30 protein-coding genes and 1 tRNA gene are annotated in these 26,042 nt (G+C 63.3%); 8 read left to right on the top strand and 23 right to left on the bottom strand.

Annotation, left to right across the window (positions count from 1 at the left end):
- The first annotated feature begins 16 nt into the window (after nt 1-16).
- From QTI24_RS17545 to QTI24_RS17560, 4 genes are read left to right on the top strand one after another with little or no spacing between them, the layout of a single operon-like run.
- On the top strand, nt 17-1,510 hold the full coding sequence (locus QTI24_RS17545) for an MBOAT family O-acyltransferase (RefSeq protein WP_286602132.1): 1,494 nt from the start codon (nt 17-19) through the stop codon (nt 1,508-1,510).
- Between the two features lies 1 nt (nt 1,511).
- Nucleotides 1,512-2,525 carry an alginate O-acetyltransferase AlgX-related protein gene (locus QTI24_RS17550; RefSeq protein WP_286602133.1) on the top strand — a complete coding sequence of 338 codons (1,014 nt, stop codon included), beginning with the start codon at nt 1,512-1,514 and terminating at the stop codon, nt 2,523-2,525.
- A gap of 30 nt (nt 2,526-2,555) precedes the next feature.
- Nucleotides 2,556-3,311: a cell division protein ZapD gene (gene zapD / locus QTI24_RS17555; protein ID WP_286569353.1), complete on the top strand. Its 756-nt coding sequence runs from the start codon at nt 2,556-2,558 to the stop codon at nt 3,309-3,311.
- Nucleotides 3,308-3,523, top strand: a complete 216-nt coding sequence (locus QTI24_RS17560) for a DNA gyrase inhibitor YacG (RefSeq protein WP_286602135.1) — start codon at nt 3,308-3,310, stop codon at nt 3,521-3,523. Before zapD ends, QTI24_RS17560 begins: the two co-directional genes overlap by 4 nt.
- A gap of 27 nt (nt 3,524-3,550) precedes the next feature.
- Here QTI24_RS17560 and QTI24_RS17565 read toward each other — a convergent pair whose 3' ends face one another.
- The 4 genes from QTI24_RS17565 to secA are packed head-to-tail and all read right to left on the bottom strand — an operon-like array spanning nt 3,551 to nt 8,896.
- Nucleotides 3,551-3,979 carry an NUDIX domain-containing protein gene (locus QTI24_RS17565; RefSeq protein WP_286602138.1) on the bottom strand — a complete coding sequence of 143 codons (429 nt, stop codon included), beginning with the start codon at nt 3,977-3,979 and terminating at the stop codon, nt 3,551-3,553.
- A gap of 9 nt (nt 3,980-3,988) precedes the next feature.
- Complete coding sequence (locus tag QTI24_RS17570) at nt 3,989-4,864, bottom strand: ATP-binding protein (protein ID WP_286602140.1); 876 nt, start codon at nt 4,862-4,864, stop codon at nt 3,989-3,991.
- Entirely contained in the window at nt 4,861-6,090 is a 1,230-nt protein-coding gene (gene argJ, locus QTI24_RS17575; protein ID WP_286602143.1) for a bifunctional glutamate N-acetyltransferase/amino-acid acetyltransferase ArgJ, read from the bottom strand. Before argJ ends, QTI24_RS17570 begins: the two co-directional genes overlap by 4 nt.
- Nucleotides 6,091-6,118: 28 nt before the next feature.
- Nucleotides 6,119-8,896 carry a preprotein translocase subunit SecA gene (secA, locus tag QTI24_RS17580; RefSeq protein WP_286602144.1) on the bottom strand — a complete coding sequence of 926 codons (2,778 nt, stop codon included), beginning with the start codon at nt 8,894-8,896 and terminating at the stop codon, nt 6,119-6,121.
- Nucleotides 8,897-9,073: 177 nt separating this feature from the next.
- On the opposite strand from secA, the gene QTI24_RS17585 reads away from it, so the two are divergent.
- Nucleotides 9,074-9,379 (top strand): hypothetical protein, encoded by a 306-nt coding sequence (locus tag QTI24_RS17585; RefSeq protein ID WP_286602146.1) that lies wholly within the window; start codon nt 9,074-9,076, stop codon nt 9,377-9,379.
- 15 nt (nt 9,380-9,394) lie between these two features.
- Here QTI24_RS17585 and QTI24_RS17590 read toward each other — a convergent pair whose 3' ends face one another.
- The 7 genes from QTI24_RS17590 to petA form a co-directional block, all read right to left on the bottom strand.
- Complete coding sequence (locus QTI24_RS17590; protein ID WP_286602148.1) at nt 9,395-10,162, bottom strand: PepSY-associated TM helix domain-containing protein; 768 nt, start codon at nt 10,160-10,162, stop codon at nt 9,395-9,397.
- 68 nt (nt 10,163-10,230) lie between these two features.
- Nucleotides 10,231-10,306, bottom strand: a tRNA-Thr gene (locus QTI24_RS17595).
- A gap of 39 nt (nt 10,307-10,345) precedes the next feature.
- A complete protein-coding gene (locus QTI24_RS17600; RefSeq protein ID WP_286602149.1) occupies nt 10,346-10,912 on the bottom strand; it encodes a ClpXP protease specificity-enhancing factor in 567 nt (188 codons plus the stop codon).
- A 16-nt stretch (nt 10,913-10,928) separates the two neighbouring features.
- On the bottom strand, nt 10,929-11,540 hold the full coding sequence (locus QTI24_RS17605; protein WP_286567597.1) for a glutathione S-transferase N-terminal domain-containing protein: 612 nt from the start codon (nt 11,538-11,540) through the stop codon (nt 10,929-10,931).
- Nucleotides 11,541-11,631: 91 nt separating this feature from the next.
- The gene (locus QTI24_RS17610; protein WP_286602150.1) at nt 11,632-12,387 is read right to left on the bottom strand and encodes a cytochrome c1; all 756 of its coding nucleotides are present in this window, start codon (nt 12,385-12,387) and stop codon (nt 11,632-11,634) included.
- Between the two features lie 16 nt (nt 12,388-12,403).
- Nucleotides 12,404-13,804, bottom strand: a complete 1,401-nt coding sequence (locus QTI24_RS17615) for a cytochrome b (protein ID WP_286602151.1) — start codon at nt 13,802-13,804, stop codon at nt 12,404-12,406.
- Between the two features lie 13 nt (nt 13,805-13,817).
- Nucleotides 13,818-14,432 (bottom strand): ubiquinol-cytochrome c reductase iron-sulfur subunit, encoded by a 615-nt coding sequence (gene petA / locus QTI24_RS17620; protein ID WP_286602152.1) that lies wholly within the window; start codon nt 14,430-14,432, stop codon nt 13,818-13,820.
- Nucleotides 14,433-14,608: 176 nt separating this feature from the next.
- Between petA and mscL the strand changes: the two genes are divergently transcribed.
- The gene (gene mscL / locus QTI24_RS17625) at nt 14,609-15,034 is read left to right on the top strand and encodes a large conductance mechanosensitive channel protein MscL (RefSeq protein WP_286602153.1); all 426 of its coding nucleotides are present in this window, start codon (nt 14,609-14,611) and stop codon (nt 15,032-15,034) included.
- Here the strand turns inward: mscL and pdxA are convergent.
- Genes pdxA through QTI24_RS17640 form a run of 3 tightly spaced genes read right to left on the bottom strand, consistent with a single transcriptional unit; the run spans nt 15,021 to nt 18,192 of the window.
- On the bottom strand, nt 15,021-16,079 hold the full coding sequence (gene pdxA, locus QTI24_RS17630; protein WP_286602155.1) for a 4-hydroxythreonine-4-phosphate dehydrogenase PdxA: 1,059 nt from the start codon (nt 16,077-16,079) through the stop codon (nt 15,021-15,023). The two genes, mscL and pdxA, sit on opposite strands and share 14 nt — an antisense overlap.
- Nucleotides 16,076-16,849, bottom strand: a complete 774-nt coding sequence (locus QTI24_RS17635; RefSeq protein WP_286602156.1) for a Nif3-like dinuclear metal center hexameric protein — start codon at nt 16,847-16,849, stop codon at nt 16,076-16,078. The genes pdxA and QTI24_RS17635 overlap by 4 nt, the downstream gene beginning before the upstream one ends.
- Nucleotides 16,849-18,192, bottom strand: a complete 1,344-nt coding sequence (locus QTI24_RS17640; RefSeq protein ID WP_286602158.1) for an MFS transporter — start codon at nt 18,190-18,192, stop codon at nt 16,849-16,851. The genes QTI24_RS17635 and QTI24_RS17640 overlap by 1 nt, the downstream gene beginning before the upstream one ends.
- Before the next feature lie 307 nt (nt 18,193-18,499).
- Between QTI24_RS17640 and QTI24_RS17645 the strand changes: the two genes are divergently transcribed.
- A complete protein-coding gene (locus QTI24_RS17645) occupies nt 18,500-19,660 on the top strand; it encodes a trypsin-like peptidase domain-containing protein (RefSeq protein ID WP_286602159.1) in 1,161 nt (386 codons plus the stop codon).
- A 17-nt stretch (nt 19,661-19,677) separates the two neighbouring features.
- Here the strand turns inward: QTI24_RS17645 and tatC are convergent, their stop codons facing one another.
- The 9 genes from tatC to QTI24_RS17690 form a co-directional block, all read right to left on the bottom strand.
- Entirely contained in the window at nt 19,678-20,475 is a 798-nt protein-coding gene (gene tatC / locus QTI24_RS17650) for a twin-arginine translocase subunit TatC (RefSeq protein WP_286602161.1), read from the bottom strand.
- 60 nt (nt 20,476-20,535) lie between these two features.
- Nucleotides 20,536-20,994, bottom strand: coding sequence for a Sec-independent protein translocase protein TatB (gene tatB, locus QTI24_RS17655; protein ID WP_286602162.1), 459 nt, complete (start codon nt 20,992-20,994; stop codon nt 20,536-20,538).
- Nucleotides 20,995-21,005: 11 nt separating this feature from the next.
- A complete protein-coding gene (gene tatA / locus QTI24_RS17660) occupies nt 21,006-21,242 on the bottom strand; it encodes a Sec-independent protein translocase subunit TatA (protein ID WP_286567607.1) in 237 nt (78 codons plus the stop codon).
- Between the two features lie 126 nt (nt 21,243-21,368).
- Nucleotides 21,369-21,728 carry a histidine triad nucleotide-binding protein gene (locus QTI24_RS17665; RefSeq protein WP_286602164.1) on the bottom strand — a complete coding sequence of 120 codons (360 nt, stop codon included), beginning with the start codon at nt 21,726-21,728 and terminating at the stop codon, nt 21,369-21,371.
- Complete coding sequence (locus tag QTI24_RS17670) at nt 21,718-22,107, bottom strand: DUF4870 family protein (protein ID WP_286602165.1); 390 nt, start codon at nt 22,105-22,107, stop codon at nt 21,718-21,720. Before QTI24_RS17670 ends, QTI24_RS17665 begins: the two co-directional genes overlap by 11 nt.
- An 11-nt stretch (nt 22,108-22,118) precedes the next feature.
- Entirely contained in the window at nt 22,119-22,502 is a 384-nt protein-coding gene (locus QTI24_RS17675; protein WP_286602167.1) for a phosphoribosyl-ATP diphosphatase, read from the bottom strand.
- Nucleotides 22,499-22,900 carry a phosphoribosyl-AMP cyclohydrolase gene (gene hisI, locus QTI24_RS17680; RefSeq protein ID WP_286602168.1) on the bottom strand — a complete coding sequence of 134 codons (402 nt, stop codon included), beginning with the start codon at nt 22,898-22,900 and terminating at the stop codon, nt 22,499-22,501. Before hisI ends, QTI24_RS17675 begins: the two co-directional genes overlap by 4 nt.
- Nucleotides 22,901-22,916: 16 nt before the next feature.
- Nucleotides 22,917-23,696: an imidazole glycerol phosphate synthase subunit HisF gene (gene hisF, locus QTI24_RS17685; RefSeq protein ID WP_286602169.1), complete on the bottom strand. Its 780-nt coding sequence runs from the start codon at nt 23,694-23,696 to the stop codon at nt 22,917-22,919.
- 20 nt (nt 23,697-23,716) lie between these two features.
- The gene (locus tag QTI24_RS17690; RefSeq protein WP_286602170.1) at nt 23,717-24,559 is read right to left on the bottom strand and encodes a D-hexose-6-phosphate mutarotase; all 843 of its coding nucleotides are present in this window, start codon (nt 24,557-24,559) and stop codon (nt 23,717-23,719) included.
- Between the two features lie 171 nt (nt 24,560-24,730).
- Here QTI24_RS17690 and QTI24_RS17695 point away from each other — a divergent pair, with 171 nt between their 5' ends.
- Nucleotides 24,731-26,038 (top strand): dicarboxylate/amino acid:cation symporter, encoded by a 1,308-nt coding sequence (locus tag QTI24_RS17695; protein WP_286602171.1) that lies wholly within the window; start codon nt 24,731-24,733, stop codon nt 26,036-26,038.
- Nucleotides 26,039-26,042: the final 4 nt, after the last annotated feature.

A 26,042-nucleotide genomic window follows, 5' to 3' on the forward strand; every position in this document is an offset into this window, starting at 1 on the left:
AGCCACATCCCACAAGATGCTCTTCAATTCGTACGCGTTCATCTTCTGCTATTTCCCGATCGTCTTTTTCGGGTTCTTCCTGATCGGCAAGTGGAATGCGCGTGCAGCAGCCGGCTTTCTCGCGCTGGCGTCGCTGTTCTTCTATGGCTGGTGGAGCGTTCAGGCGCTGCCGCTGCTGGTGGGATCGATCTGCTTCAACTACTGGGCAGGCTTGCGACTGACGCGAGGCCCTGGACGAACCGATGCTGGGCGAAAGCGCATGCTGGTGGTTGCGCTGGTGATCAATCTCGGGGTGCTCGCCACCTTCAAGTATGCGAATTTCTTTGTCAGCAACGTGAATGAGGGGCTCGCGGCAGCCGGCCTCTCTCCGTTGCCCCTTCTGCATGTGGTTCTGCCGATCGGCATTTCCTTCTACACGTTCACGCAGATTGCCTTCCTGGTCGATTGCTGGCAGGACAAGGTCCACGAGCGCAGCTTCGTGCACTACGTGCTGTTCGTCACCTATTTCCCCCACCTGATCGCCGGGCCGGTGCTCCATCACGCGCAGATGATGCCGCAGTTCGCCAACCCGGCGACCTACCGGATGGACCTGAACAAGGTCTCGCTGGGCCTGGCGATCTTCGTCTTCGGCCTTGCCAAGAAGTTGCTCATCGGCGATCGGATGGGGGAGTACGCGGACCTGATGTTCACGGGCGTGCACAACGGCACCGTTCCGACGCTCTACACCGCGTGGCTGGGCGTGATGGCCTATACGCTGCAGATCTATTTCGACTTCTCCGGCTACTCGGACATGGCCGTGGGCCTGTCGCTGTGCCTGGGCGTGCAGCTGCCGCTCAACTTCAATTCGCCCTACAAATCAACGAGCATCATCGAGTTCTGGCGTCGCTGGCACATCTCACTGTCCACCTTCCTGCGCGACTACCTCTACGTGCCCCTGGGCGGAAATCGAAAAGGTCCGGCGCGGCGCTATCTGAACCTCTTCCTCACCATGCTCCTGGGTGGACTCTGGCATGGTGCCGCATGGACTTTCGTGGTCTGGGGCGCGCTGCACGGTGCCTTCCTGATGGTCAATCATCTCTGGAATGCGAAGGTGCGCCGCAATGCGAAGCCCGGGCGCCTGGCCCGACTGCTCGGCTGGTTCCTGACCTTCATCTGCGTGATGATCGCGTGGGTAGTGTTCCGTGCCGAAAGCATGGGCGCGGCGATGGACATCTACAAGGGCATGCTGGGGATGCACGGGACCGACCTTGTGGCCTTCCATGAATTCGGGCCGGTTCCCATCCGAAAGCCGGAATTCTTCCAGACCATGCTGGTGGGGCTGTTCATCTGCTTGGCATTGCCGCCGACCATCACGCTACAGCGCTGGGTGCCTCAAGCCCAAGCGCTTGCCGGACGCCCGCGCGTCGCCAGGATCTTCACCGCGCTGATGGCCCTCGCGACGGTGATCTTGCTCGGTCTTTGCGTGTCGAAGCTGGGCTCTTACAGCCCCTTCCTCTATTTCCAGTTCTGATATGACGCCCGCAAAACTCTGGCTGCAGATCTTTCTGGCCGGCTTCGCCATCATCTCGGCGCTGCTGGTCACCACGCTGGCAGCAGGCGTCCCTTATGGCGATCTGTCGCGGATCGGCCAAGTTTCGGACAATGAGTTCGGTTGGCAACTGGCCCAACCGCACGTCGAGCCCGCGTTCCTTCGTGCCTCTCCGGTCACGGAAGCGGACATCCTCGTGATCGGTGACAGTTTTTCAATGACTTACCGATGGCAATCCGTGCTCACCAGGGCAGGCTACCGTGTCACGACAATCTACTGGGGCCAACTCGGCGAAGCGCTCTGTGACGACTTCGACGCCTGGCTCGACGGCGCGGGATTTCACGGCAAACTGGTCGTGGTTGAAAGCGTCGAACGCCTGCTTGGCGATCGCCTGGCAAAGTCACAGAACTGCACAAAGATGCGAAAGCCATTCGAGTCCAAATCCGAGCCCTTCACCTCGCCACCCGAGCAGGTGCCCGGTTTCGAACTCAATTGGAAGGGCAAGCTGACATCGGGCTATACCACCTTCAGGAACACCAGCCGAGCAAAGAATTCGCCTGGCGACACCCTGTTTGGCAAACAGACGTGGGCGCGCCCCGTAGTGGGCGGCTGCTCATTCTTCAGCAGCAAATTCTGCGACAAGGCTTTGTTCTTCAAGGATGACGACGACAACGGCGACCTGACACCGGAGAATGTCAGGCAGATGCGCGCCTTTACCAACGCCCACCCCGCCCGCACGATCATGTGGATGGTGATTCCCAACAAGACGACGATCTACATCCAGCCGGATCATTCGAAAGATTTTGTGACGGCGTTCCGCGACGCAGGCCTCGGGCCCGACCTGTTCACCTTCGCCCAGGAGCAAAAGACAAAGGTCCGCGACTTCTATTTCCCCAATGACACCCACTTGTCGATGCACGGCCAACTGATCCTCGGGCAGCGCGTGCTGGAGTCAGTGCGCAAGATCCTGCCCGAGCCGGCCGCCAAGACGTCTTGAAGCTATCATTCCGACAGGAAGCCCTCACGCGTGATCCTTTACGAGTACCCATTCAACGAGCGCATCCGGACCTATTTGCGTCTGGAGCATCTGTTCCGCCGTCTTGGGGAACTGGTGCCAGCCGACTCGGCCCTCTTGCACCACTACGCACTCGTCACGATCTTCGAGATCATGGACGTGGCAGCGCGCGCCGATCTGAAGGCCGACGTCCTGAGGGACCTGGATAAGCACAAGAACGTGTTCAACAGCTACCGCGGGAATCCGGCGATAGCCGAAACGGTGTTGGACCAGGTGGTGAGCAAGCTGGAGAGCAACTTCACGACGCTCAACACGGTACCGGGCAAGGCCGGCCAGGCCTTGACCGAGAACGAATGGCTGATGAGCATCCGCAGCCGCGCCGGCATTCCGGGCGGCACCTGCGAATTCGACCTGCCGGCGTACTACGCCTGGCAAAACCGCCGCGCTCCGGAGCGTCGCGCCGACTTGGAGCGCTGGTCCTCCACCCTTGCACCGTTGGCCGAGTCCATCTATCTGTTGCTCAAACTGCTGCGCGACGCCGACGTGCCCTACAAGGTCATCGCAACGAATGGACAGTTCCAGCAAACCCTGCCACAAGGCCGAAGCTTTCAGCTGCTGCGCCTGCGCATCGATCCGAAACTCGGCCTGATTCCCGAAATCAGCGGCAACCGGTTGATGGTGTCGGTCCGGCTGATGCGCCACGAGGCTGACGACCGCCTGCACCACAGCACGGACGACACACCCTTCGAACTGACTCTCTGCGCATGAGCGGCACCCCTTCCTTAGGCGAGCGGATCGTGCGCTGTCCGGCGTGCGGGCAGGACAGTGTCTACGCGCCGAGCAACCCTTATCGGCCTTTCTGCAGCGCCCGCTGCAAGGGCATCGATCTGGGCGCCTGGGCGAGTGAGGAGTTTAGGATGCCGGCGGATGCGCCGCCGGACGAAGATCCGTTCGGCGACCCCAAGCGCCAGCAACAGTAGCTGGCCATCGCGAGCGGCGGTCAGTGGTCAGCGCGCTGCTACCGGATCAGACAGGCCGCGTTCTTCGGCGAGCCATCCCAGGACAGGCAGCGCCCCCGGAAGCACCGGCTCGACCTCGAGCGGCAATTGCTGCCAGCACATCGATTGGCCTTCCCGCATCTCGAAGCCGCCGTCCCAAGCCCTGATCTTGCACCAGTGAAGACGCACCAGCGCATGCGGGTAGTCATGCTCGGTGACCTTCCAGACTTCGGCGCCAGCGATCGTGATGCCGAGCTCTTCGTGCAACTCGCGCCGCAAAGCTTGTTCGACCGTCTCGCCTGCTTCGATCTTGCCGCCGGGGAACTCCCAGTAGCCGGCGTACGGTTTGCCTTCCGGCCGAGTCGAAAGCAACAGGGCATCGTCCTCGCGAATCAGGATGCCGACTGCGACTTCGGTGTGCTTGCGCGAATCCGTCATCACGAGGCCTCAGGCCGCAGCGCGCCCGGCGTAGTCGCGGGCGAACTGGTATGCCACACGTCCGCTGCGCGAACCCCGCTCGAGCGCCCAGACCAGTGCCGCAGGCCGAGCGGCTTCAATCGCCTTCGCGTCCACGCCGAAGGACGATAGCCATTGCGCGACGATCGTCAGGTATTCGTTTTGACTGAATGGGTAAAAGCTCACCCACAGACCGAAGCGCTCGGAGAGCGAAATCTTTTCCTCGATCACCTCACCAGGATGCACTTCGCCGTCCTCGGTATGCGTGTAGCTGAGGTTGTCCTTCATGTACTCGGGCAGCAGATGGCGCCGATTGCTGGTGGCATAGATCAGCACATTCGGCGTGGCTGCGGCGATCGAACCGTCGAGGATCGACTTCAGCGCCTTGTAGCCCGGCTCACCCTCGTCGAAGCTCAAATCGTCGCTGAAGACGATGAATTTCTCCGGCCGATTCGAGACTACATCGACGATGTCCGGCAAATCCGTGAGTTCTGCCTTGTCGACTTCGATGAGGCGCAGACCTTGCGGCGCATAGGCTTGCAAGCATGCGCGGATCAGAGACGACTTGCCGGTGCCGCGGGCGCCGGTCAGCAGCACGTTGTTGGCCGGCTTGCCTTCGACGAACTGACGCGTGTTGCGTTCGATCTTTTCCTTCTGGACGTCGATTTCCTTCAGCGCATCGAGCGGCATCGTCGCCACGTGGCGAACCGGCTCCAGCGTGCCGTGGCCCGAGCTGCGGCGACGGTAGCGCCAGGCGACGGAAGCGCTCCAGTCGGTCGGCGCTGACAGGGGCTGCGGAAGGATCGATTCGATGCGGCTGATCAGTTGTTCGGCGCGCTCGATCAGGCGTTCGAATTTCTCGTTCATGACCTGTAGTCGGCGTTGATCGTTACGTAGTCGTGGCTCAAGTCGCAGGTCCACACCGTGTCGGCGGCGTTGCCGCGGCCGAGCGCGATGCGCACCGTGATTTCGCTCTGCTTCATCACGCGCTGGCCGTCCTCCTCGCGGTAGGTCGGATTGCGCCCACCCTTGACCGCCACGTGAACGTCATCGAGATAGAGATCGATGCCCGTCTGGTCCAGATCGGCGATGCCTGCATAGCCGACCGCTGCCAGGATGCGACCGAGATTCGGATCGCTTGCATAGAACGCCGTCTTGACCAGCGGCGAATGCGCGACCGCGTAGGCCACCTGACGGCACTCTGCCGCGTCGCTTCCGCCTTCGACACGGATCGTGATGAACTTGGTAGCGCCCTCGCCGTCGCGCACGATGGCCTGCGCCAACTGACGTGCAACGCCCTGCATTGCCTCCAGCAACGCGCGTCCTTCGGCGGATTCGAGGGAAGTGATCGTGGCATGATCGGCCTTCTGCGTGGCGATGACCACGAAGGAATCGTTCGTCGACGTATCGCCGTCGATCGTCACCCGATTGAACGAGGCGTCGGCAAGGGCCTTCGCCAGGGGCTGGATCAGCGACGCATCGATCTTCGCGTCGGTGGCCATGAAGCCGAGCATCGTCGCCATGTTCGGGCGGATCATGCCGGCGCCCTTGCTGATGCCGGTGATCGTGACCGTGGCTCCGCCGATCTGCACCTGCTGGCTGAAGGCCTTGGGCACCGTGTCCGTCGTCATGATGCCTTCGGCCGCGCGCGCCCAGTTCGCTGGCGAGGCATCGGCCAGCGCGGCGGGCAGGCCTGCCTCGATCCGGTCGATCGGCAACGGCTCCATGATCACGCCGGTGGAAAACGGCAGGATCTGCTCCGGTGCGAGGTTGAGCTTGCGGGCCAGCGCGATGCAGGTGGCGCGCGCGCGCGCCAACCCGTCTTCGCCCGTGCCGGCGTTTGCGTTGCCGGTGTTGATCAGCATCGCACGAACACCAAAATTGGCAGCCAGATGGTCACGGCAAAGCTGCACGGGTGCGGCACAGAAGCGGTTCTGCGTGAATACGCCGCCCACCGCGGCCCCCTCGTCGATCAGGACCACCGTCAAGTCCTTGCGGTTGGCCTTGCGCACGCCGGCTTCGGCGACGCCGATGCGAACGCCGGGCACCGCATGCAACGCGGCGGGATCGGGAGCGGAAAGATTCACGGGCATGGATGGGTCCTGCTGACGAGTGCGGATATCAAGTGAGCTTGCCGTGGCATTGCTTGAACTTCTTGCCACTGCCGCAAGGGCAAGGGTCGTTGCGACCCACGCGCGCAAAGGCGACGGCACCGGCGCTCAGGCCGCCAGCGGCCTGGCGGCGCAGGCTTTCTTCGTCGACGCGCACTTCGACTTCACCGGTCTCAGTGGGCGCGGTGTAGGTGATGTTCGCCACGTTCTCACCGCGGCTCTCCATGGCTTCGGCGGCTTGCTCGAGTTGCTCGGTGGACTGCACGCGCACGGTCATGAGCTGACGCGTGACTTCGTTCTTCACGGAGTCGAGAAGCTGGCCGAAAAGCTCGAAGGCCTCGCGCTTGTACTCCTGCTTGGGCTGTTTTTGCGCGTAACCGCGAAGATGGATGCCCTGACGCAGGTAGTCCAGCGAGGCGAGGTGCTCGCGCCAATGGGTGTCGATGCTCTGCAGCAGCACCATGCGCTCGAACTGCGTGAAGTTCTCCTGGCCGATCAGCGAGACCTTGGCATTGAATGCCTCGTTGGCCGCCGAGACGACCTTCTCGACCACGTCTTCGTCGCCGATGGCGGTTGCCGCCTCCACTTCCTTGCGAAGCGGCATGTCCATGTGCCATTCGTCGGAAAGCACCTTCTCGAGACCGGCGAGGTCCCATTGCTCTTCGACCGACTCGTTCGGTACGTACTGGCGAACCAAATCCGAAAAACAGCCTTCGCGCAACCCTTCGATCTGCGCGGTCAGGTCGCCCGCGTCGAGGATGTCGTTGCGCTGCTGGTAGATCACCTTGCGCTGGTCGTTCGACACGTCGTCGTATTCGAGCAATTGCTTGCGCACGTCGAAGTTGCGTGCCTCGACCTTGCGTTGCGCGCTCTCGATGCTGCGCGTCACGATGCCGGCTTCGATTGCCTCGCCGTCGGGCATCTTGAGGCGGTCCATGATCGCCTTCACGCGGTCACCCGCGAAAATGCGCATCAGCGGATCGTCGAGGCTGAGGTAGAAGCGCGACGAGCCCGGGTCGCCCTGACGGCCCGAACGGCCGCGCAACTGGTTGTCGATGCGGCGCGATTCATGACGCTCGGTCGCGATGATGCGCAGGCCGCCCAGCGACTTCACAAATTCGTGGTCCTTGTCCCATTGCACACGCAACCGATCGGCCTCGGCTCCCCGGGATGCTGTATCGAGTTCCTCGTTGGCCTCGACGGCTTCGATCGCCTTCTCGACGTTGCCACCGAGCACGATGTCGGTACCACGACCCGCCATGTTGGTCGCAATCGTGATCATCTTGGTGCGGCCCGCCTGCGCGACGATTTCCGCTTCGCGTGCGTGCTGCTTGGCGTTGAGCACCTGGTGCGGCAGGCCGGCCTTTTCGAGCAGCCCGGCGATGATCTCGGAGTTCTCGATCGACGAGGTGCCGACCAGCACCGGCTGACCACGCTCGTAGCACTCGCGAATGTCCTGGATGGCCGCGTCGTACTTCTCGCGTGTGGTCTTGTAGACCCGGTCCAACTGGTCTTCGCGCCTGCTTGGCCGATTCGGCGGAATGATCATGGTCTCCAGACCGTAGATCTCCTGGAATTCATAGGCCTCGGTATCGGCCGTGCCGGTCATGCCCGCGAGCTTGGCGTAGAGGCGGAAATAGTTCTGGAACGTGATCGACGCGAGGGTCTGGTTCTCGGCCTGGATCTCGACGCCTTCCTTGGCCTCGACGGCCTGGTGCAGGCCGTCGCTCCAACGGCGCCCGGTCATCAGGCGGCCGGTGAATTCGTCGACGATGACCACTTCGCCCTGTTGCACCACGTAGTGCTGGTCGCGGTGGTACAGGTGACGTGCACGCAGCGCCGCATTCAGGTGATGCATCAGCGTGATGTTGGCCGGGTCGTAGAGCGAAGCGCCCTCGGGCAGCAACTTGAACTCGGAAAGAATCTGCTCCGCTTTCTCATGGCCGTCTTCGGTCATGAACACCTGGTGCGTCTTCTCGTCGACCGTGAAGTCGCCGGGCTTGGTGACGCCCTCGCCAGTGCGCGGATCGGCTTCCCCTTCCTGACGCACCAGCAGCGGAACGACCTTATTGATCGCCAGGTACAGCTCCGTGTGGTCTTCGGCCTGGCCGCTGATGATGAGCGGCGTACGCGCCTCGTCGATCAGGATGGAGTCCACCTCGTCGACGATGGCGTAGTTCAGCCCGCGCTGGACCCGGTCGCCCGGCTCGTAGACCATGTTGTCGCGCAGGTAGTCGAAGCCGTACTCGTTGTTCGTGCCGTAGGTGATGTCGCTGCCGTAGGCCTGCTGCTTCTCCTCGCGCGGCATTTGCGGGAGGTTGATGCCCACCGAGAGGCCGAGAAAGTTGTAAAGCCGGCCCATCCAGGTCGCATCGCGGCTGGCGAGATAGTCGTTCACGGTCACCACGTGGACGCCCTTGCCCGTGAGTGCGTTCAAGTACACCGGCAGCGTGGCGGTCAGGGTCTTGCCTTCACCCGTTCGCATTTCCGAGATCTTGCCGTTGTGAAGCGCCATGCCGCCCAGCAGCTGGACGTCGAAGTGGCGCATCTTCATCACCCGCTTGGACGCTTCGCGGACTGTGGCGAAGGCCTCGGGCAGCAGGTCGTCAAGGGTTTCGCCCTTGGCGACGCGATCCTTGAATTCCTGCGTCTTGGCGCGCAGGGCATCGTCATCGAGCTTCTCGAAGGACGGTTCCAGCGCATTGATGCGTTCGACCGTCTTGCGATACTGCTTCAGGAGCCGATCATTGCGACTGCCGAAAATTTGAGTCAGGAAATTGGTGGCCATGAATGGAGATCGAAGCACACTCGCTGTACGCGACTACTTCGACCGAAATCCCTAAGATAGACGAGAAGGAACTTGGGCGCGCTTTGCCAGAAAGCAAGCCGACCGGCCCGCAGGATTGCTGGCAAACCAGTGATTTTAGCCGCCTTGTTCGAACCTACCGACCGCAGACCTTTCCCCATGAACCGCCGTTTCAACTCCGTCACCCTGCTCGAGGCCACAGAGGGCTCTCCCACCCTCGCCGGCCTGGCTGCGCGTGCCCGTGAGGCTGGTGAACGTCTGGCCGCGGTGCAGGATCTGATCCCCCCCGAGATGCGTGCCGGCGTCAAGGCCGGCCCCGCCGAGGGGGACGTCTGGTGCATGCTGGTCTACGGGAGTGCCGCTGCCGCAAAGCTTCGCCAGCTGGCGCCGATCCTCCAGGCGCGGCTGAAATCCCGCGGATGGGACGTCGCGACGATTCGGATCAAGGTGCAATCGCGCCGTTGAGCGCGGCGCGCGCCCTCAGAGTTGCGCGACCACCAATCCCAGCGTGAGCGCAACCGACGTGCCGAAGATGACGAGGCCGACACGCCGACGCCGGTGGGTCAGCATCCAAAGCGCCACCCCCGAGATCGACAGGAAGATCAAGCTGCCCGCCAGCGTATCGACCAACAAGATCCACGCGACAGGCATTCCAACGCCCTTGTGCAGATTGGCCAGCGTCGCAACGAAACCGTTGCTTGTGGTCGTGACACCCACGGAACGATTGCCGCGCCAGTAGTCTGCTTGCACGATGGCGTCAGGGCCTCCGAAATTGAAGATCCAGCGCTCGGGCTGCATGAGCGGCTTCGCCGGCGCCGCCGTATCGGCTGCGTCGACTGCCGAAGCGCGCTTGCCCTTCTCGGTCCACGCAACGGGCTTTGCGGGCTCGGTGCGTGTGGAATTCGGCGGACCACTCTGGCCCAGCGCCTCTTGCAACCAAGCGGCCATTTCCTCCGCAGTTGCCGGCGCCGGTTCGGGCAGGGCCAACTGAGCATTGATGCGCTGCTGCGCCATCGGCATCTTGAGTACCGCGCGGTGGTTCAGCCAGATGCCCGCCGTGCCGAAGATCAAGCCCAGGATCGCGCCCCACAGGCCGAACCAGCCGTGGGTCTTGCGAATCCATTGCACGCTCGTGGAGCGGCGCTGCTGCGAGCGCTTGCGAGCTTCGATGGAAATGGACGAGGTGTAGGCGATCACGTCCGGGGCGGCGACACCGCTATCGAGGTGCGACTGGATGGCGTTGTCCATATCGTTTGGCCGAGCCCGCCCCCGCTGTCGGGAGGTGGAAACCGGGAGCGATCTCGGGGTGGTGGTGATGGTGCCGCTTGTCGGAATCGAACTGACGACCTACCGCTTACAAGGCGGTTGCTCTACCAACTGAGCTAAAGCGGCGGGAGAGGGAATTTTAGCGGTGCGGCGTGGCCGCATCGCTCATTTGATCCGCTTGAGCGAGGGCCGCGCGCCACCACCGGCCGGCGGGCGCGGCGGGTCCTCGGGATCCGCAGGCGTGCTGCTCGTTTCCACGGCTTCTTCGGCGCCTTCGCCGGTCACGAGATGAACGACCTTGCTGGCATCGCCTTCGGTGCCGCGGGACGCATCGCGCAACGGCGTGCGTGTCGCGGAGGGCGCGGGCGTCGCCGCAGCAGGTGCCGAGCCGCCGTCAGCCTGCGCAGGGGCGGGCGCGGGAAAGGCCATGCCTTGCCCGTTCTCGCGCGCATAAATCGCGATCACGCGGCCCACAGGCACGCTGATCTCCCGGGCCGTTCCCGCGAAACGCGCCTTGAACTCGATGAAGTCGTTGCCCAGCTTGAGCGAACTCGTCGCATCGAAGCTGATGTTCAACACGATCTCGCCATTCTTGACGTACTCGCGCGGCACCTGGACGGTGTCGTCGACCTGCACCGCGACATATGGCGTGAAGCCATTGTCTGTGCACCATTCATACAGCGCCCGGATGAGGTACGGGCGAGTGGATGACGATTCGAGCGCGTTGATCATGGCAGACTGCAGAAGCTCACTTGCGCATGACCTTTTCGGACGGCGTCAGTGCTTCGATGTAGGCGGGGCGCGAGAAGATGCGCTCCGCATACTTCAGAAGCGGGGCGGCGTTCTTGCTGAGGTCGATGCCGTAGTAGTCCAGACGCCAGAGCAGCGGAGCGATCGCGACGTCGAGCATCGAGAAGTTGTCGCCCAGCATGTACTTGTTCTTGAGGAACACCGGCGCGAGCTGCGTCAGACGATCGCGGATGTGCGAGCGCGCCTTTTCGAGCGCCTTTTCGTTGCCCTTGGACGTGCGGTTCTCCAGCGTGGAAACATGCACGAACAGTTCCTTCTCGAAATTCAGCAGGAACAGGCGGACGCGCGCGCGATCGACCGGGTCGCCAGGCATCAGTTGCGGATGCGGAAAGCGCTCGTCGATGTACTCGTTGATGATGTTCGACTCGTACAGGATCAGATCGCGTTCGACCAGGATCGGCACTTGGCCGTACGGGTTCATCACGCTGATGTCTTCAGGCTTGTTGTAGAGATCGACATCGCGAATCTCGAAATCCATGCCCTTCTCGAACAGCACGAAGCGGCAGCGATGTGAAAAAGGGCAGGTCGTTCCCGAATACAAGACCATCATGGCGAAAGGCTCCTAAAAATCAAAAAGAGTGGGTCGCGTTGGCAACCCACTCTGCGGGATCAGACGCTTGTGGCGCCCGATCGGCATCGAATTACTTGACGTCTTTCCAGTACGAGGCATTCAAGCGCCAAACAAAGACCACTGCTATGACAAGGAAGAGCAGAACCCAGACGCCCACACGGATGCGGGTGTTCTGCGCCGGCTCTGCCATCCACTGCAGATAGCTCACGAGGTCGCCCATCGCCTGGTCATATTGCATCGGCGTCATGGTGCCGGGCGTGAGTTGCTCCCAACCTTTGAATACTTCGGTTTCATGACCGTGCGACTCGACCTTGTCGAAGATCGGACGGCGTTCACCCTGCAACTCCCACAACACGTGCGGCATGGCAACAGCCGGAAACGCCAGGTTGTTCCAGCCCGTCGCCTTCGTGTCGTCACGGTAGAAAGTGCGCATGTAGGTGTAGAGATAATCCGCGCCGGTGCCGCCATGGCCGGCACGCGAACGCGCAACCAACGTCAGGTCGGGCGGGACGGTGCCGAACCATTCCTTGGCCTGGCGCGGATCGATGTTCGCCTTCATGGTTTCGCCGACCTTGTCGGTCGTGAACAGCAGATTGTCCTTGATCTGCTGTTCCGAGATACCAATGTCCTGCAGTCGGTTGTAGCGCATGAACGCCGCCGAGTGGCAGTTGAGGCAGTAATTGACGAAGAGCTTGGCGCCGTTCTGAAGGGCGGCCAGGTCATTCGTCCTGTTCGGTGCCTTGTCCCATGGAATCCCGCCTTCGGAGGCGTGCGCACCAGTGACGATGCCAAGCGCTGCAATCAACGTGAGGATCAGTTTCTTCATTCTTGTGCTCTCCCGGTCAGTGCGCTGCGAAGGTCACGCGCTCAGGGACCGGCTTGAATTCGCCGAGGCGGCTCCACCACGGCATCAACAGGAAGAAACCGAAATAGAACAGGGTACCGACTTGCGACACGCGCTCGCCAACCGGCGATGGTGGCTGGACGCCCAGGTAGGCCAGGACCACGAAGTTGACGACGAACACGCCGTACAGGTACTTGTGCCAGCTCGGGCGATAGCGGATCGACCTGACCGGACTGTGATCCAGCCAAGGCAGGAAGAACAGGATGATGACGGCACCGCCCATGACGAGCACGCCCCAGAACTTCGCGTCGATCGACAGCATCATCGCGGCGACGACGACCGCGGCAATCACGATGACGCCCTTGATGAGCGAAGGCACACGCGCCTTCCATACACTGAACACCGCAGCACCCACCACACAGGCGATGAGGGCGTACATCATCTCGCTGGTGATGGCACGCAGCATCGAATAGAACGGCGTGAAGTACCAGACCGGTGCGATGTGGTTCGGCGTCTTCAGCGAATCGGCCGGGATGAAGTTGTTGTATTCCAGGAAGTAGCCGCCAGCTTCAGGCGCGAAGAAGATCACGGCCGAGAAGATCGTGAGGAACACCACCACACCGAAGATGTCATGCACCGTGTAGTACGGATGCGAAGGGATGCCGTCCAACGGATGGCCATCGGGACCGCGATTGGCCTTGATCTCGATGCCGTCGGGATTGTTCGAGCCCACTTCGTGCAGCGCAATCAGGTGCGCCACGACCAGGCCGAGCAGCACCAGCGGCACGGCGATCACGTGGAAGCTGAAGAAGCGATTGAGCGTGGCGTCGCTCACGACGTAGTCACCGCGGATCAGCAGTGCGAGATCCGGACCCACGAAGGGGATCGCGGAGAACAGGTTCACGATCACCTGTGCGCCCCAGTAGCTCATCTGGCCCCAGGGAAGCAGATAGCCCATGAAGGCCTCGGCCATCAGGCACAGGAAGATCGCACAGCCGAAGATCCAGATCAGCTCGCGCGGCTTGCGGTAGCTGCCGTAGATCAGCCCTCGGAACATGTGCAGGTACACCACGATGAAGAAGGCGGAGGCTCCCGTCGAGTGCATGTAGCGGATGAGCCAGCCCCACGGCACGTCGCGCATGATGTACTCGACCGATGCGAACGCCAGCGAGGCATCGGGCTTGTAGTGCATCACGAGGAAGATGCCGGTCACGATCTGGATCACGAGAACCAGCATCGCGAGCGAGCCGAAGATGTACCAGAAGTTGAAGTTCTTCGGCGCGTAGTACTTGCCCCACTGGTCGTTCCAGAGCTTGGTCAGCGGGAAACGGTTGTCGACCCAGTTGAGTGCCTTCTCGCCTGCGGGTGCATTGGGGGAGATTTCCTTGAATTCAGCCATGTCGTCGTTCTCCTCAAGCCTTCTTGTCGTCGCCGATCAGGAGGCGCGTGTCGGAGAGGTACATGTGCGGAGGCACCGGCAGGTTGTCCGGCGCAGGCTTGTTCTTGAAGACGCGGCCGGCCAGGTCGAAGGTCGATCCGTGGCACGGGCAGAGGAAGCCGCCTTCCCAGTTGTCGGGCAGCGAGGGCTGCGGGCCAGCTTGGAGCTTGTCGATCGGCGAGCAGCCGAGGTGGGTGCAGATGCCGACAACCACCAGCACTTCGGGCTTGATCGAACGGTGTTGGTTGCGAGCGTATTCGGGCGTGAACTCGTCGGGATTGCGCTTGGACAGCGGGTCGGCGAGCTGAGGATCGAGATTGGGGAGTTCGGCGATCTGGCCGGGTGTGCGCTTCAGGATCCACACCGGCTTGCCGCGCCATTCCACCGTCATCTTCTCGCCCGCCTGCAGGCCGCTGATGTCGGCCTCGACCGGCGCACCGGCTGCCTTGGCTTTTTCCGAGGGCTGAAAGGAACTCACGAACGGGACGGCCACCGCCACCCCGCCCACTGCGCCCGCACAACCTGATGCGATCAACCACGTCCGCTTGCTGGTGTCGATCCGGGGGCGGCCGGCGGTGCTGTCACTCATGGGGATCCTCAATGTTCTTCGCTAGGGTCTTGGGTCAACCAATGATTGTAGCGGAGCGTAAGAAGTGAATTCAACGCTACGCAGGCCCCTGTCGGCAGCCATCCGCGATGGCTGCGGCCGCGAGTCCCACCCCTATACTCGACTCGGTTCAACAACCTGCAGAGGGGGTACCCGACATGAGCTTTCTGAAGGAGTTCCGCGAATTTGCCGTCAAGGGCAACGTGATCGACCTCGCGGTCGGTGTGATCATCGGCGCAGCCTTTGCCAAGATCGTCGACTCCTTGGTGAGCGACATCATCATGCCGTTGGTCGGACTGGTGTTCGGCAAGCTCGATTTCTCGAATCTCTACATCGTGCTGGGTCCAACGCCCGCAGGCGTGGCCAACAATCTCGCCGAACTCAAGAAATCCGGGGCACCGGTGCTGGCATACGGCAACTTCATCACCATCGCCGTCAACTTCGTGATCCTGGCCTTCATCATTTTCCTGATGGTCAAGCAGATCAACAAGCTGAAGAAGAATCAGGAGGCCGCTCCTCCGCCGGCTGCTCCCGAGGATGTCGTGCTGCTGCGCGAGATTCGCGACAGCCTCAAGCGCCCCTGACGACACCCGACAGCGACTTCGCCATCCTGACCGCCTCGATCAAGCTGGACGGGTCGGCCCGCCCCGTGCCTGCGATGTCGAACGCTGTCCCGTGATCGGGGCTGGTGCGTACCAGCGGCAAGCCGAGCGTGACATTCACGCCCTTCTCCACGCCGAGGTACTTGACCGGAATCAGACCCTGGTCGTGGTACATCGCGATCACCACATCGAACGCACTGGCGCCGTGCGCCTTGGCGCGTGCCCGCATGAAGATCGTGTCGGGGGCATGGGGACCGTCTGCATCGATGCCCTCGGCCTGCGCCGCCGAGATGGCCGGCACGATGATGTCGCGTTCTTCCGATCCAAACAGGCCGCCCTCCCCCGCATGCGGATTGAGCCCCGCAACGCCGATCTTTGGAGCCCGACCCAGAACCGCGGTGAGCGCGCTGTGGGTGATCCGCAACGTCTCGAGCACGCCATCGAAGGTCACAGCCTCGATCGCATCGCGCAACGACATGTGAATGCTGACAAGCACGGTCCGAAGCTCGTCATTGGCCAGCATCATGCGCACCGGCACTTCAGCGACCGGACGGCCAAGGTGCGCGGCGGCCTCGGCCTGCAGCAATTCAGTGTGGCCCGGGAAGGTGAAGCCTGCGGCCGACAACGCCTCCTTGTGCAAGGGCGCCGTCACGATCGCCGCGACCTCGCCGCGCAACGCCGCGCGAGCAGCCCATACGACGCAGTCACCGGCCATGCGGCCCGCAACAGCGCTGATTGCACCGACTGCAATCGTGCCTTCGGCCGGCTCGACGGCTTGCAACACGGGGATGCATCCCGACGGAACGCCAATGGCCTCTGTAGCCATCTCTATCACTGCAACGGGCAGAGCAAGCACGCCGGGTGCTGCGAGCGCTTGGGCAGCACGTCTTACCGCGCGCACATCGCCCGCCACAAAGCACCCCTCCATAAGGCCAGTCGCGTCACGAAACGCCTTGACAATGATCTCGGGCCCGATGCCCGCCGGGTCGCCGAGGGTGACGGCAATGGGGCGCTGAACGCTGGTCACGCCGGATTATCGATATCGATGAATTCGTGCGCCAGACCGAGCTGGGCAGCCACATGACCCGCCACGGCCGGAGCGCCATAGCGTTCGGTGGCGTGGTGCCCGCAAGCAAGAAAAGCAACGCCCATTTCACGCGCATAGTGAGCCTGCGGCTCGGAAATCTCCCCAGTGATGAAGGCATCCGCACCGGCCGCGATCGCGGCTTCGAAATAGCTCTGCGCCCCCCCCGTGCACCACGCAACGCTTCGGATCTGCCGAGGGGCTCCTTCCACGAGCGTCACAGGCTTGCCCAGAGTCTTCTCCACATGAGCGGCCAGTGCCTTGGCGCTCGCGAAAACCTCGCCGCTCTCGCGCCCCCCCATGAATCCGAGCTCCTGTTCGCCGAAGCGGCCGGCAGAGCCCGCGCGCGCCACGAGCCCCAACTGCGCTCCGAGTTGCGCGTTGTTGCCGAGTTCGGGATGCGCATCGAGCGGCAGGTGGTACGCAAAAAGATTGACGTCATCCCCCAGCAGCAGACCGAGGCGCTGGCGCATCCAGCCGGTGACCCGACCATCCTGGCCACGCCAGAACAAGCCGTGATGGACGAAGATCGCATCGGCTTCGGCGCGGATGGCCGCCTCGATCAGCGCACGGCTTGCCGTGACGCCGGAGACGACCTTGCGCACCTTCGTGCGGCCTTCGACCTGCAGGCCGTTCGGTCCGTAGTCCTTGAAACGCTCGGGAGCGAGCAGCAGATCGAACGCGTGAAGGAGTTCGTGGCGGGTCGTGCTCATCACGCCATTGTGGACCCGGCAGGCGCCGCCCGCATGCCATGGCCGCGCGACGCCAGGGGCAACAGACCAAGCACGAAGCCAAGCAGCGCGAGCGCCGCCACGTAGTGCGCCGGTGCCATCGGATCCTTCTGCAGCCACAGCGTGAGGATGATGGGCGTGAGGCCGCCGAAGATCGCGTACGACATGTTGTAGGCGAACGAAAGCCCCGAAAAGCGCACCGGCGCGGGGAATGCACGCACGCCGACGATCGGCACGGTCGCGATGGTGCCGACGAACAAGCCCACCAGGCCGTAGTGCCAGAGGAGCGACGCCGGCGTTCCGGGCAGGCTCGTGTAGAAGATGTACGTCGTGACGACCAGGCCACCCCAGCCGATCAGCATCACGGCGCGCGTACCGATGCGGTCGCAGGCCCACCCCACCAGGATGCAACCCAGCGTCAGCATCAGCGTCGCCACGGCATTCGCCTCCAATGCCAGCGCCGCCGGAATGTGGTGCACCTTCTGCAGGTAGGTCGGCGTGAAAAGCACGACCACCACGATTGCGGCCGAGAGCACCCAGGTCAGCAGCCCGACGAACACGGTCGCACCGCGGTGCTCGCGCAGGATCGTCTTGAGCGGGAGTTCGCGGGCCACGTTGCGGCGATCCGCGAGTTCCTGGAACACCGGCGTCTCGTGCAGGAAGCGGCGCAGGTAAACCGACACCAGGCCGAACACGCCGCCCAGGATGAACGGGATCCGCCACGCAAAGTCACTGACCTCGGCCGGCGTGTAGTGCGTGTTGACGGCCATGGCGATCAGCGACCCGAGCAGGATGCCGCCCGTGATACCCGAAGTCAGCGTGCCGACGCCGAACCCGTAGCGGCGCGCCGGCACGTGTTCGGCCACGAACACCCAGGCGCCGGGCATCTCGCCGCCGATCGCCGCGCCCTGCAAGACGCGCATCGCCAGCAGCAGCAGCGGCGCCGCCACGCCGATGCTGGCGTAAGTCGGCAGCAGGCCGATCACAAGCGTAGGCGCCGCCATCAGGAAGATCGACAGCGTGAACATGCGCTTGCGCCCCAGCAGGTCGCCGAAATGCGCGATCACGATGCCGCCCAGGGGCCGCGCCAGGTAGCCTGCTGCGAAGATGCCGAAAGTCTGCAATTGCCGCAGCCAGTCAGGCATGTCCGCCGGAAAGAACAGTGCGCCGAGCACTGTCGCGAAGAACACGTAAATGACGAAGTCGTAGAACTCGAGCGTGCCCCCGAGGGCCGACAAGGCAAGCGTCTTGTAGTCTCGGGCGCCGAGCTTGCGCGCAGGCGTAGATGGCACGGGAATGCCAACGCCAAGGGTTGGTGCAGTCATGGGCGAACGTAAAAGCGTAACGATGGACGAAGCGCTTCGGCGAACCGAAGGCCGCGGGGCTCTTGCGTAAGCGGCCTGTCGCTGCGGGTCTCGTGCGCGCCACACCGGAGAAGGCCTTGTAGGGCGTCCGGCTGCAAGTCCCTCCATTTTAAGGGTTTTCCCCAGTTGCTCGTCCCCGCATGGATCAAGCCCCCACAACATCGTCAAGAGCAATTGCCCGGGCCCTCAGAACCGTTGAGGGACAATCGGGTCTTCGACGCCCCGCTCGCCGGGACGCCTTCGCTCCAACGTCTTCTTCACCTTGTTCATGAAACGCATCTGGCTGCTGTTTGCCCAAGTCGTAACGGTTCTGCTCGCGGCCTATTTCGTCGTCGCGACCCTCAAGCCCGAGTGGCTCAACCGTCGGGGTTCCCTGGGCGGCGTCGTGGCCGTCATCGAAGCGCCGGCCTCGGGTCCGGCCGCGATCGCCCCGGGTAGTCTGAGCGCCGCCGCCAGGAAGGCATCACCGGCCGTGGTCAGCATCAACACCAGCAAGGCGGCGCAACTTTCTCCGCGCAGCAACGATCCATGGTTCCGGTTCTTCTTCGGCGACCAGGGGGCGGATCAGCCCCAGGTCGGGCTGGGCAGCGGCGTGATCGTGAGCGCCGACGGCTACATCCTCACCAACAACCATGTCGTGGAAGGCGCAGACGAAATCGACGTCACCCTCAATGACAGCCGTCACGCGCGCGGTAAGGTGATCGGGACTGATCCCGACACCGATCTGGCCGTGCTCAAGATCGAACTCGACAAGCTGCCGGTGATCGTACTGGGCAATTCCGACGCGCTCCAGGTCGGCGACCAGGTGCTCGCCATCGGCAATCCCTTCGGCGTTGGCCAGACCGTGACGAGCGGCATCGTGTCAGCGCTTGGTCGCAACCAGCTCGGCATCAACACCTTCGAGAACTTCATCCAGACCGATGCGGCGATCAACCCCGGCAATTCGGGCGGCGCACTGATCGACGTGAACGGCAACCTCGAGGGGATCAACACCGCGATCTATTCCCGCTCCGGCGGCAGCATGGGCATCGGCTTTGCCATTCCGGTGTCGACCGCCAAGCAGGTGCTGGAAGACATCGTGAAGGCAGGCAAGGTCACGCGTGGCTGGGTCGGCGTGGAGCCCAACGACCTCTCCCCGGAACTCGCGGAAACCTTCGGCGTCAAGGCCGACGCCGGCGTGATCATCACGGGCGTGCTGCAGAACGGCCCGGCCGCCAAGGCCGGTGTTCGTCCGGGCGACGTCATCACCAGCGTGGGCGACAAGAGCATAGGCAACGTTCAGGAACTGCTGACCGCGGTGGCCGGACTCAAGCCAGGCCATCCGGCGCGCTTTGCCCTGCAGCGCGGCACCGACAAGCTGGAACTGGATGTGACACCGGGCCTGCGGCCCCGGTCGCCGGTGCGGCGCGCGCCGAACCCGACGGAATAAGGCCCCCCGCAAGGGGCTCAGGATTGCGCCGAATCCGCGCTTTCTTCCGGGACCTTGGAGTGTTTCGCGAAGTAGCGCGCACCGATGATGCCGACCTCGTACAGCAGGCACATCGGAATCGCCAGAGCGAGTTGCGAGACGACGTCCGGCGGCGTGAGCACCGCGGCCACGACGAATGCAACCACGATGAAATAGCCGCGGAAGGACTTCAGCTTCTCGATGGTGACCATCTCGAAACGCACGAGCAACATCACGACAATCGGCACCTGGAAGGCCACGCCGAACGCGATGTAGAGCGACAGGATCGCTTCCACATAAGACGAGATGTCAGGCGTGGCATTCACCGACGGGGGCGTGAAGTTCTGAATGAAGCCGAACATCTTGTCCAGCACGAAGAACTGCACGAAAGCGATGCCGCCATAGGCCAGCAGGCTGCCGAAGAAGATCAGCGGCAGCGCGAACTTCTTCTCGTGGCTGTAGAGGCCGGGCGCCACGAACATCCAGCATTGGTACATGAGCCAGGGCAGCGCCAGCAGCACTGCCGTCATGGCGAGCACCTTCAGCGGCACGAAGAACGGCGAGAACACACCGATGGCGATCAGCTTCGCATCGGGCGGCATATGGGCACGGATTGGCACCGCGATCATGTCGATCAGTCCGGCGGGCCCCGGCCAGATGGAGAGCAGGATGCCGGCCACGACGAGGCCATAAATGCAGTAGAGCAGGCGATCCCGCAGCTCCATCAGGTGCTGGACGAAAGGCTGCTCGGTGCCGGCCAGTTCGTCTTCTTTGTTCTTGTCGGTGGGGTCGGCCATGTGGGGACGCTGCGGGCAGGAAATGGATGCGCGCTGGGCACAACCGGATCGGCGTTGCGGCTAGTTGATTTTGTGAGGGCGGTAGCGGGCCACGCGCGCTGCGCCTGACAGCGCCTTGGTGCGCACGCCGTTGCGCGCCTTGTACCACTGCGGGGTGGCGCCCTGCTTCAGGCGCCAGTTCTTGCGCGGGTGCTTGTATTCGGGATAAGAAGGCGTCGGCTCCGCCAGTTCGGAGAGCGTCTGGCCGCTTTCGGAGAACTGCTTTTCGAAGTCGCTGGCGCCCGCCTGGATGCTGTGCTCGACATCGCGGGCAGCATCCTGCACCGTGTCCTTCATTTTGCGCAGTTCGTCGAGGTCCATCGAGCGATTGACCTCGGCCTTGACGTCATTCACGTACCGCTGCGCCTTGCCGAGCAGCGTGCCAACGGTACGGGCCACCCGCGGCAACTTTTCCGGCCCGATGACGATCAGCGCAACTGCGCCGATCAGCGCGAGTTTCGAGATGCCGAGATCGATCACGAATGTTCAGCTCAGGACTTCTGGCGCGCCTCGACGTCGATCGTCGACTTGTCGGCGGTGGTGTTGCCCGTGACCTGAGCATTCGGCCCGGCTGGCGTCTCGGGTGCCGCGCCGTCTTTCATGCCGTCCTTGAATCCCTTGACCGCGCCGCCGAGGTCGGAACCCATGTTGCGGAGCTTCTTGGTACCGAAAATCATCACGACGACGAGCAGCACGATCAGCCAGTGCCAGATGGAAAGTGAACCCATGGATTACTCCTGAAGAATGTGACGATTTTAGTCGGCGGAATTGACCGGCCGAAAACGATGGCTATCTGTTTTCCCCAACAGGGGGGTAGGCGGAGCGACACGAAGTGCGCGAAGTCTGGGGGCGAGTCACCCTCTAAGCCAGGGCCTTGGGCCACCCATGACATGGACATGGAGATGGTGGACTTCCTGTCCGCCCTCGGCACCGGTATTGACGACGATTCGGAAACCGCCCGCCGGATAGGGCCTGCAACCCTCCTCGACGGCCAGCTTGGGCGCCAGCGTCATGATCTTTCCCAGCAGCGCCGCATCGTCGGCGGTGACCTGCGCCATCGACGGAATGTGCCGCTTGGGCACGATCATGAAGTGCACGGGCGCCCAGGGGGCGACGTCATGGAAGACAAAAAGCTCGTCGTCCTCGTACACCTTGCGCGAGGGAATCTTCCCTTCGATGATCTTGCAGAAGACGCAGTTCGGGTCAGATGACATTGGTAGGCTCCATGGACCGGCCCGCATTCATGCGCACCATCCCCTTGACGATGCGATAGAGGAACCAGAGGGAAATGAGCGCCCAGGCGATCCAGCCAGGCACGAGAAACAGCAGCCACAGCCATGAAGTCAGCATGTACAGCACCCCCGCCCACAGCACCGAGCGAATGCGCCAGCTGAAGTGCGAGGCCTGCCAGGTGCCAGCCGCATCGTCGCGCTTGACCAGGTCGATCACCAGCGCGATCAGCAGCAGACCGATGGACGCCTGCGCGCCCGGCAGCACGGCGCCCACGGCGACCACCAGATGCAGGATGTAGCTGACCCAGCCCCAGGTCTTGAGCGAGTCGTCGGGCTCGACGGTCACGATGTCGTTGGGCATGGCGCGTCCTCTCAGTCGTTGGAAGCTTCGCGATCCTGCGCCTTGCGCAGGGCCTTTTCCTCGATGCCGCTGGTGCCTTCGCGGCGCTCCAGTTCCGCCACCACATCGCGTGGTGAAAAGCCGTAATGCGCAAGCGCCACCATGCTGTGGAACCACAGATCGGCCACTTCGTTCACCAGCTTTGCGCGGTCGCCGCCATGGTCGGCATCCTTGGCGGCCATCACGACTTCGGTGGCCTCCTCGCCGATCTTCTTGAGAAAGGCATCCGGACCACGATGCAGCAGGCGCGCGACGTAGCTCTTGTCCGGATCGCCGCCTCGCGCGGGAAGCCGGCTTTCAATCACGGCGGCCAGACGCGCCAGCGCGTCTTCCGCGTTGCGTTCGGGAGTGCTCATCTTGGGGACGATGTGTAGATCGATGCGGGGTCTTTCAAGACCGGCTCGGTCACGGTCCATTGCCCGTTCTCGTACTTGCTGAAGAAGCAGCTGTGACGGCCCGTATGGCAGGCGATACCCGGCTCGTGGCCCAGTTGCGTGACCTTGAGAAGCACGACATCGTTGTCGCAGTCGAGGCGGATTTCGTGCACGGTCTGGACATGGCCGGACTCCTCGCCCTTGAACCACAGCTTGCCGCGTGACCGGCTGAAGTACACGGCGCGGCCGACTTCAGCGGTCTTCGCGAGCGCTTCGCGATTCATCCAGGCAAACATCAATACGTCGTTGCTGCCCTGTTCCTGCGCGATCACCGGCACCAGGCCGTTCGCGTCCCATTGCACTTCATCCAACCAGTTCATAGAGGGGTATTGTCGGTCACAGCCGGACCGGAATGCCGCGCGCTGCCATGCGCTGCTTGGCTTCGCCGACAGTGAACTCGCCGTAGTGGAAGATGCTGGCCGCCAGAACGGCATCGGCACCGCCGGCCTGTATGCCGTCCGCCAGGTGTTCCAGACTGCCGACGCCGCCCGAGGCAATCACAGGGACGCTGACCGCGTCGCTGACGGCGCGGGTTAGCTCGAGGTCGAAGCCGCTCTTGGTGCCGTCGCGGTCCATGCTGGTCAGCAGGATCTCGCCGGCGCCGCGGCGCGCCATCTCGACGGCCCATTGCACGGCATCGAGCCCCGTGTTCTTGCGGCCGCCGTGGCTGTAGACGTCCCAGCCCGGGCCGCGCGTCGCCGCGTCCCCCGCACTGCGCCGCTTGGCGTCGATGGCCACCACGATGCACTGCGCGCCATATTTGCGCGACGCATCCTCGATGACCTGGGGATTGGCGATCGCGGCGGAATTGAAGCTGGTCTTGTCCGCGCCGGCGTTGAGCAGCCGGCGCACATCCGCGACCGTCCGCACGCCGCCGCCGACGGTCAGGGGAATGAACACCTGCGATGCCACTGCCTCGATGATGGGCAGGATCAAGTCGCGCCCGTCACTGGTCGCGGTGATGTCCAGGAAGGTCAGTTCGTCGGCGCCCTGCGCGTTGTAGCGAGCCGCGATCTCGACCGGGTCGCCGGCGTCGCGCAGTTCGACGAAATTGACGCCCTTTACGACACGGCCGCCGGTGACGTCGAGGCAGGGAATGATGCGTTTGGCAAGCATGGGTTCGTTCAGACGGAAATTCAAAGGACGTGGAGCTGCTGCCAGCCCTGCCACTGGGCGCCGGGCGCCAGCAGGACGGGCTCGTCGATGCGCGCCGCTTCGACGCAGAGCATGTGGCGCCAGCCGTCGTCGGGCAGGTCCTCGAGCTTCGCGCTCAGCAGCGGGCCGGGGTTCCACACGACGGTTTCGCTGCAACTCGCGCTCTGCGAGATTTCGAGCGTGCCCGACGGTTGCACCAGGCGCAGCGGCTTGGCGGGCGCGGCATAGACGCTGTCGAACTCGGCGCCGAAGCCCAGCGAGGGCGCCAGTTCGACATGGCGGTCGTCGCGCACCGCATCCCACCGGTTGGCGCCTTGCAGGCCTTCGAGACGAGCTTCGGTGACCTCGTCCACCCGCAAGTAGCTGTGCAGGGCGGCCGCGAACGACCAGGGTCCGCTGCCGGTGTTGTCGATCGTCAGGGCGATGCGCAGCATGTGCGGCGCCAGCGTGACGGCCAGCTTTGCATGGAACGAATGCGGCCACATCGCCCGCGTGGCGTCGTTGGATTGCAGCGACAGGACAGCGGTCCGGCGCTTGCCGTCCCCCTCCTCCGACTCGGCCTGCCAAGTCACGTTGCGGACGAAACCATGCTTGGGCAAGGGTCCGCGCATATTGAACTGCGGCCAGCAGATCGGCACGCCGCCGCGAATGGCGCTCGTGCCGTCGAAGCGCGCATCCGGGCTCAGATAGAGCCGTTCCACGCCATCGGCCGTGGTCCAGGACAGCACATGGGCACCGTGCAGGGCCACCGTGCAGCTATCGCCCCCGGGCATGGCGAGGCGCACTGCCGGCTGGCCGCGGAAGGCTAGGGCTTGGAGAGACATGACCCGATTCTAGGTTTGGCCTGCATGCCCCGGGCGGCGTCCAGAAATGCAGGTGCTCATTGGCATTGCAGCCGGCGCCCATTTCGCTTGAAATCGCATCAGCAGACGGTTGCCGGATGCGGCTGTCGGCCAGAGAAGACTCTCTTCAGAACTCACTCGCAAGGAGCTCCCATGAGAAGGAAACTGCCGCCAGCGGCCTGGATTCTGATAGCGATGGTGATCGGGATCCTGCTGGGCTACATGGTCTTCGTGAACTTCCCGGACAAGAAATCGGCTGCCGAGATCGCCGGCTACATCTCGATCATGTCGGACGTGTTCCTGCGACTGATCAAGATGCTGATCGGGCCTCTGGTCTTCTCCACGCTGGTCGTCGGCATCGCCCACATGGGGGACGCCGCCGCCGTCGGACGCGTTTTCGGCAAGGCGCTGGGATGGTTCATCACGGCATCGCTGATCTCGCTCATCCTGGGCCTGGTGATGGCCAACCTGCTGCAGCCCGGCCACAACTTGGGGCTGCCGCTGCCGGACATCGGATCCTCTGCGAACCTCGCCACCTCGAAGTTCACCCTCAAGGACTTCGTCGGCCACGTGGTTCCCAAGTCCTTCGTCGAAGCCATGGCCAACAACGAGATCCTGCAGATCGTGGTGTTCTCGATGTTCTTCGGCGTCGCGCTCGCCTCGCTGGGCGAAAAAGGCAAGACGCTGGTCGCCTCCATCGACGAACTCTCGCACGCGATGCTCAAGATCACGGGCTACGTGATGAAGCTGGCTCCGCTGGCGGTGATGGCCGCCATGGCCGCCACCGTGGCGACCAACGGCCTGTCGATCCTGATCAAGTTCGCCGTTTTCATGGGGGGCTTCTACCTCAGCCTCTTCATCCTCTGGGGCGTGCTCGCGTTCGCGGGCTTCGTGTTCCTGGGGCCGCGCATCGTGAAGCTGCTGAAATACATCCGGGAGCCCTTCCTGCTGTCTTTTGCCACGGCGAGCTCGGAGGCCGCCTACCCGAAGATCCTCATCGCCCTCGACCGGTTCGGCGTCAAGCGCAAGATCTCCAGCTTCGTGATGCCGATGGGCTACTCCTTCAACCTGGACGGCTCGATGATGTACTGCACCTTCGCCGTGCTGTTCATTGCACAGGCCTACGACATCCCGCTGTCGATCGGCACCCAGATCACCATGCTGCTGATCCTCATGCTGACCTCGAAGGGCATGGCGGGCGTTCCGCGCGCCTCGCTGGTGGTGATTGCCGCCACGCTGAACCAGTTCAACATCCCCGAAGCCGGTCTGCTGCTGATTCTCGGCGTGGACACCTTCCTGGACATGGGCCGCTCGGCGACCAACGCGGTGGGCAATTCCATCGCGACGGCGGTGGTCGCCAAGTGGGAGGGCGAACTCCTCACGGAGAGCGAGGCCGAGGCGAACGCCCGGTCGATGGATGCCGAGATGGCCGCCTCCCTCGCTCACCCTGCGCACGCCTGAGGCT

The organism is Variovorax sp. J22P240, assembly GCF_030316855.1.
Taxonomy (GTDB): domain Bacteria; phylum Pseudomonadota; class Gammaproteobacteria; order Burkholderiales; family Burkholderiaceae_C; genus Variovorax.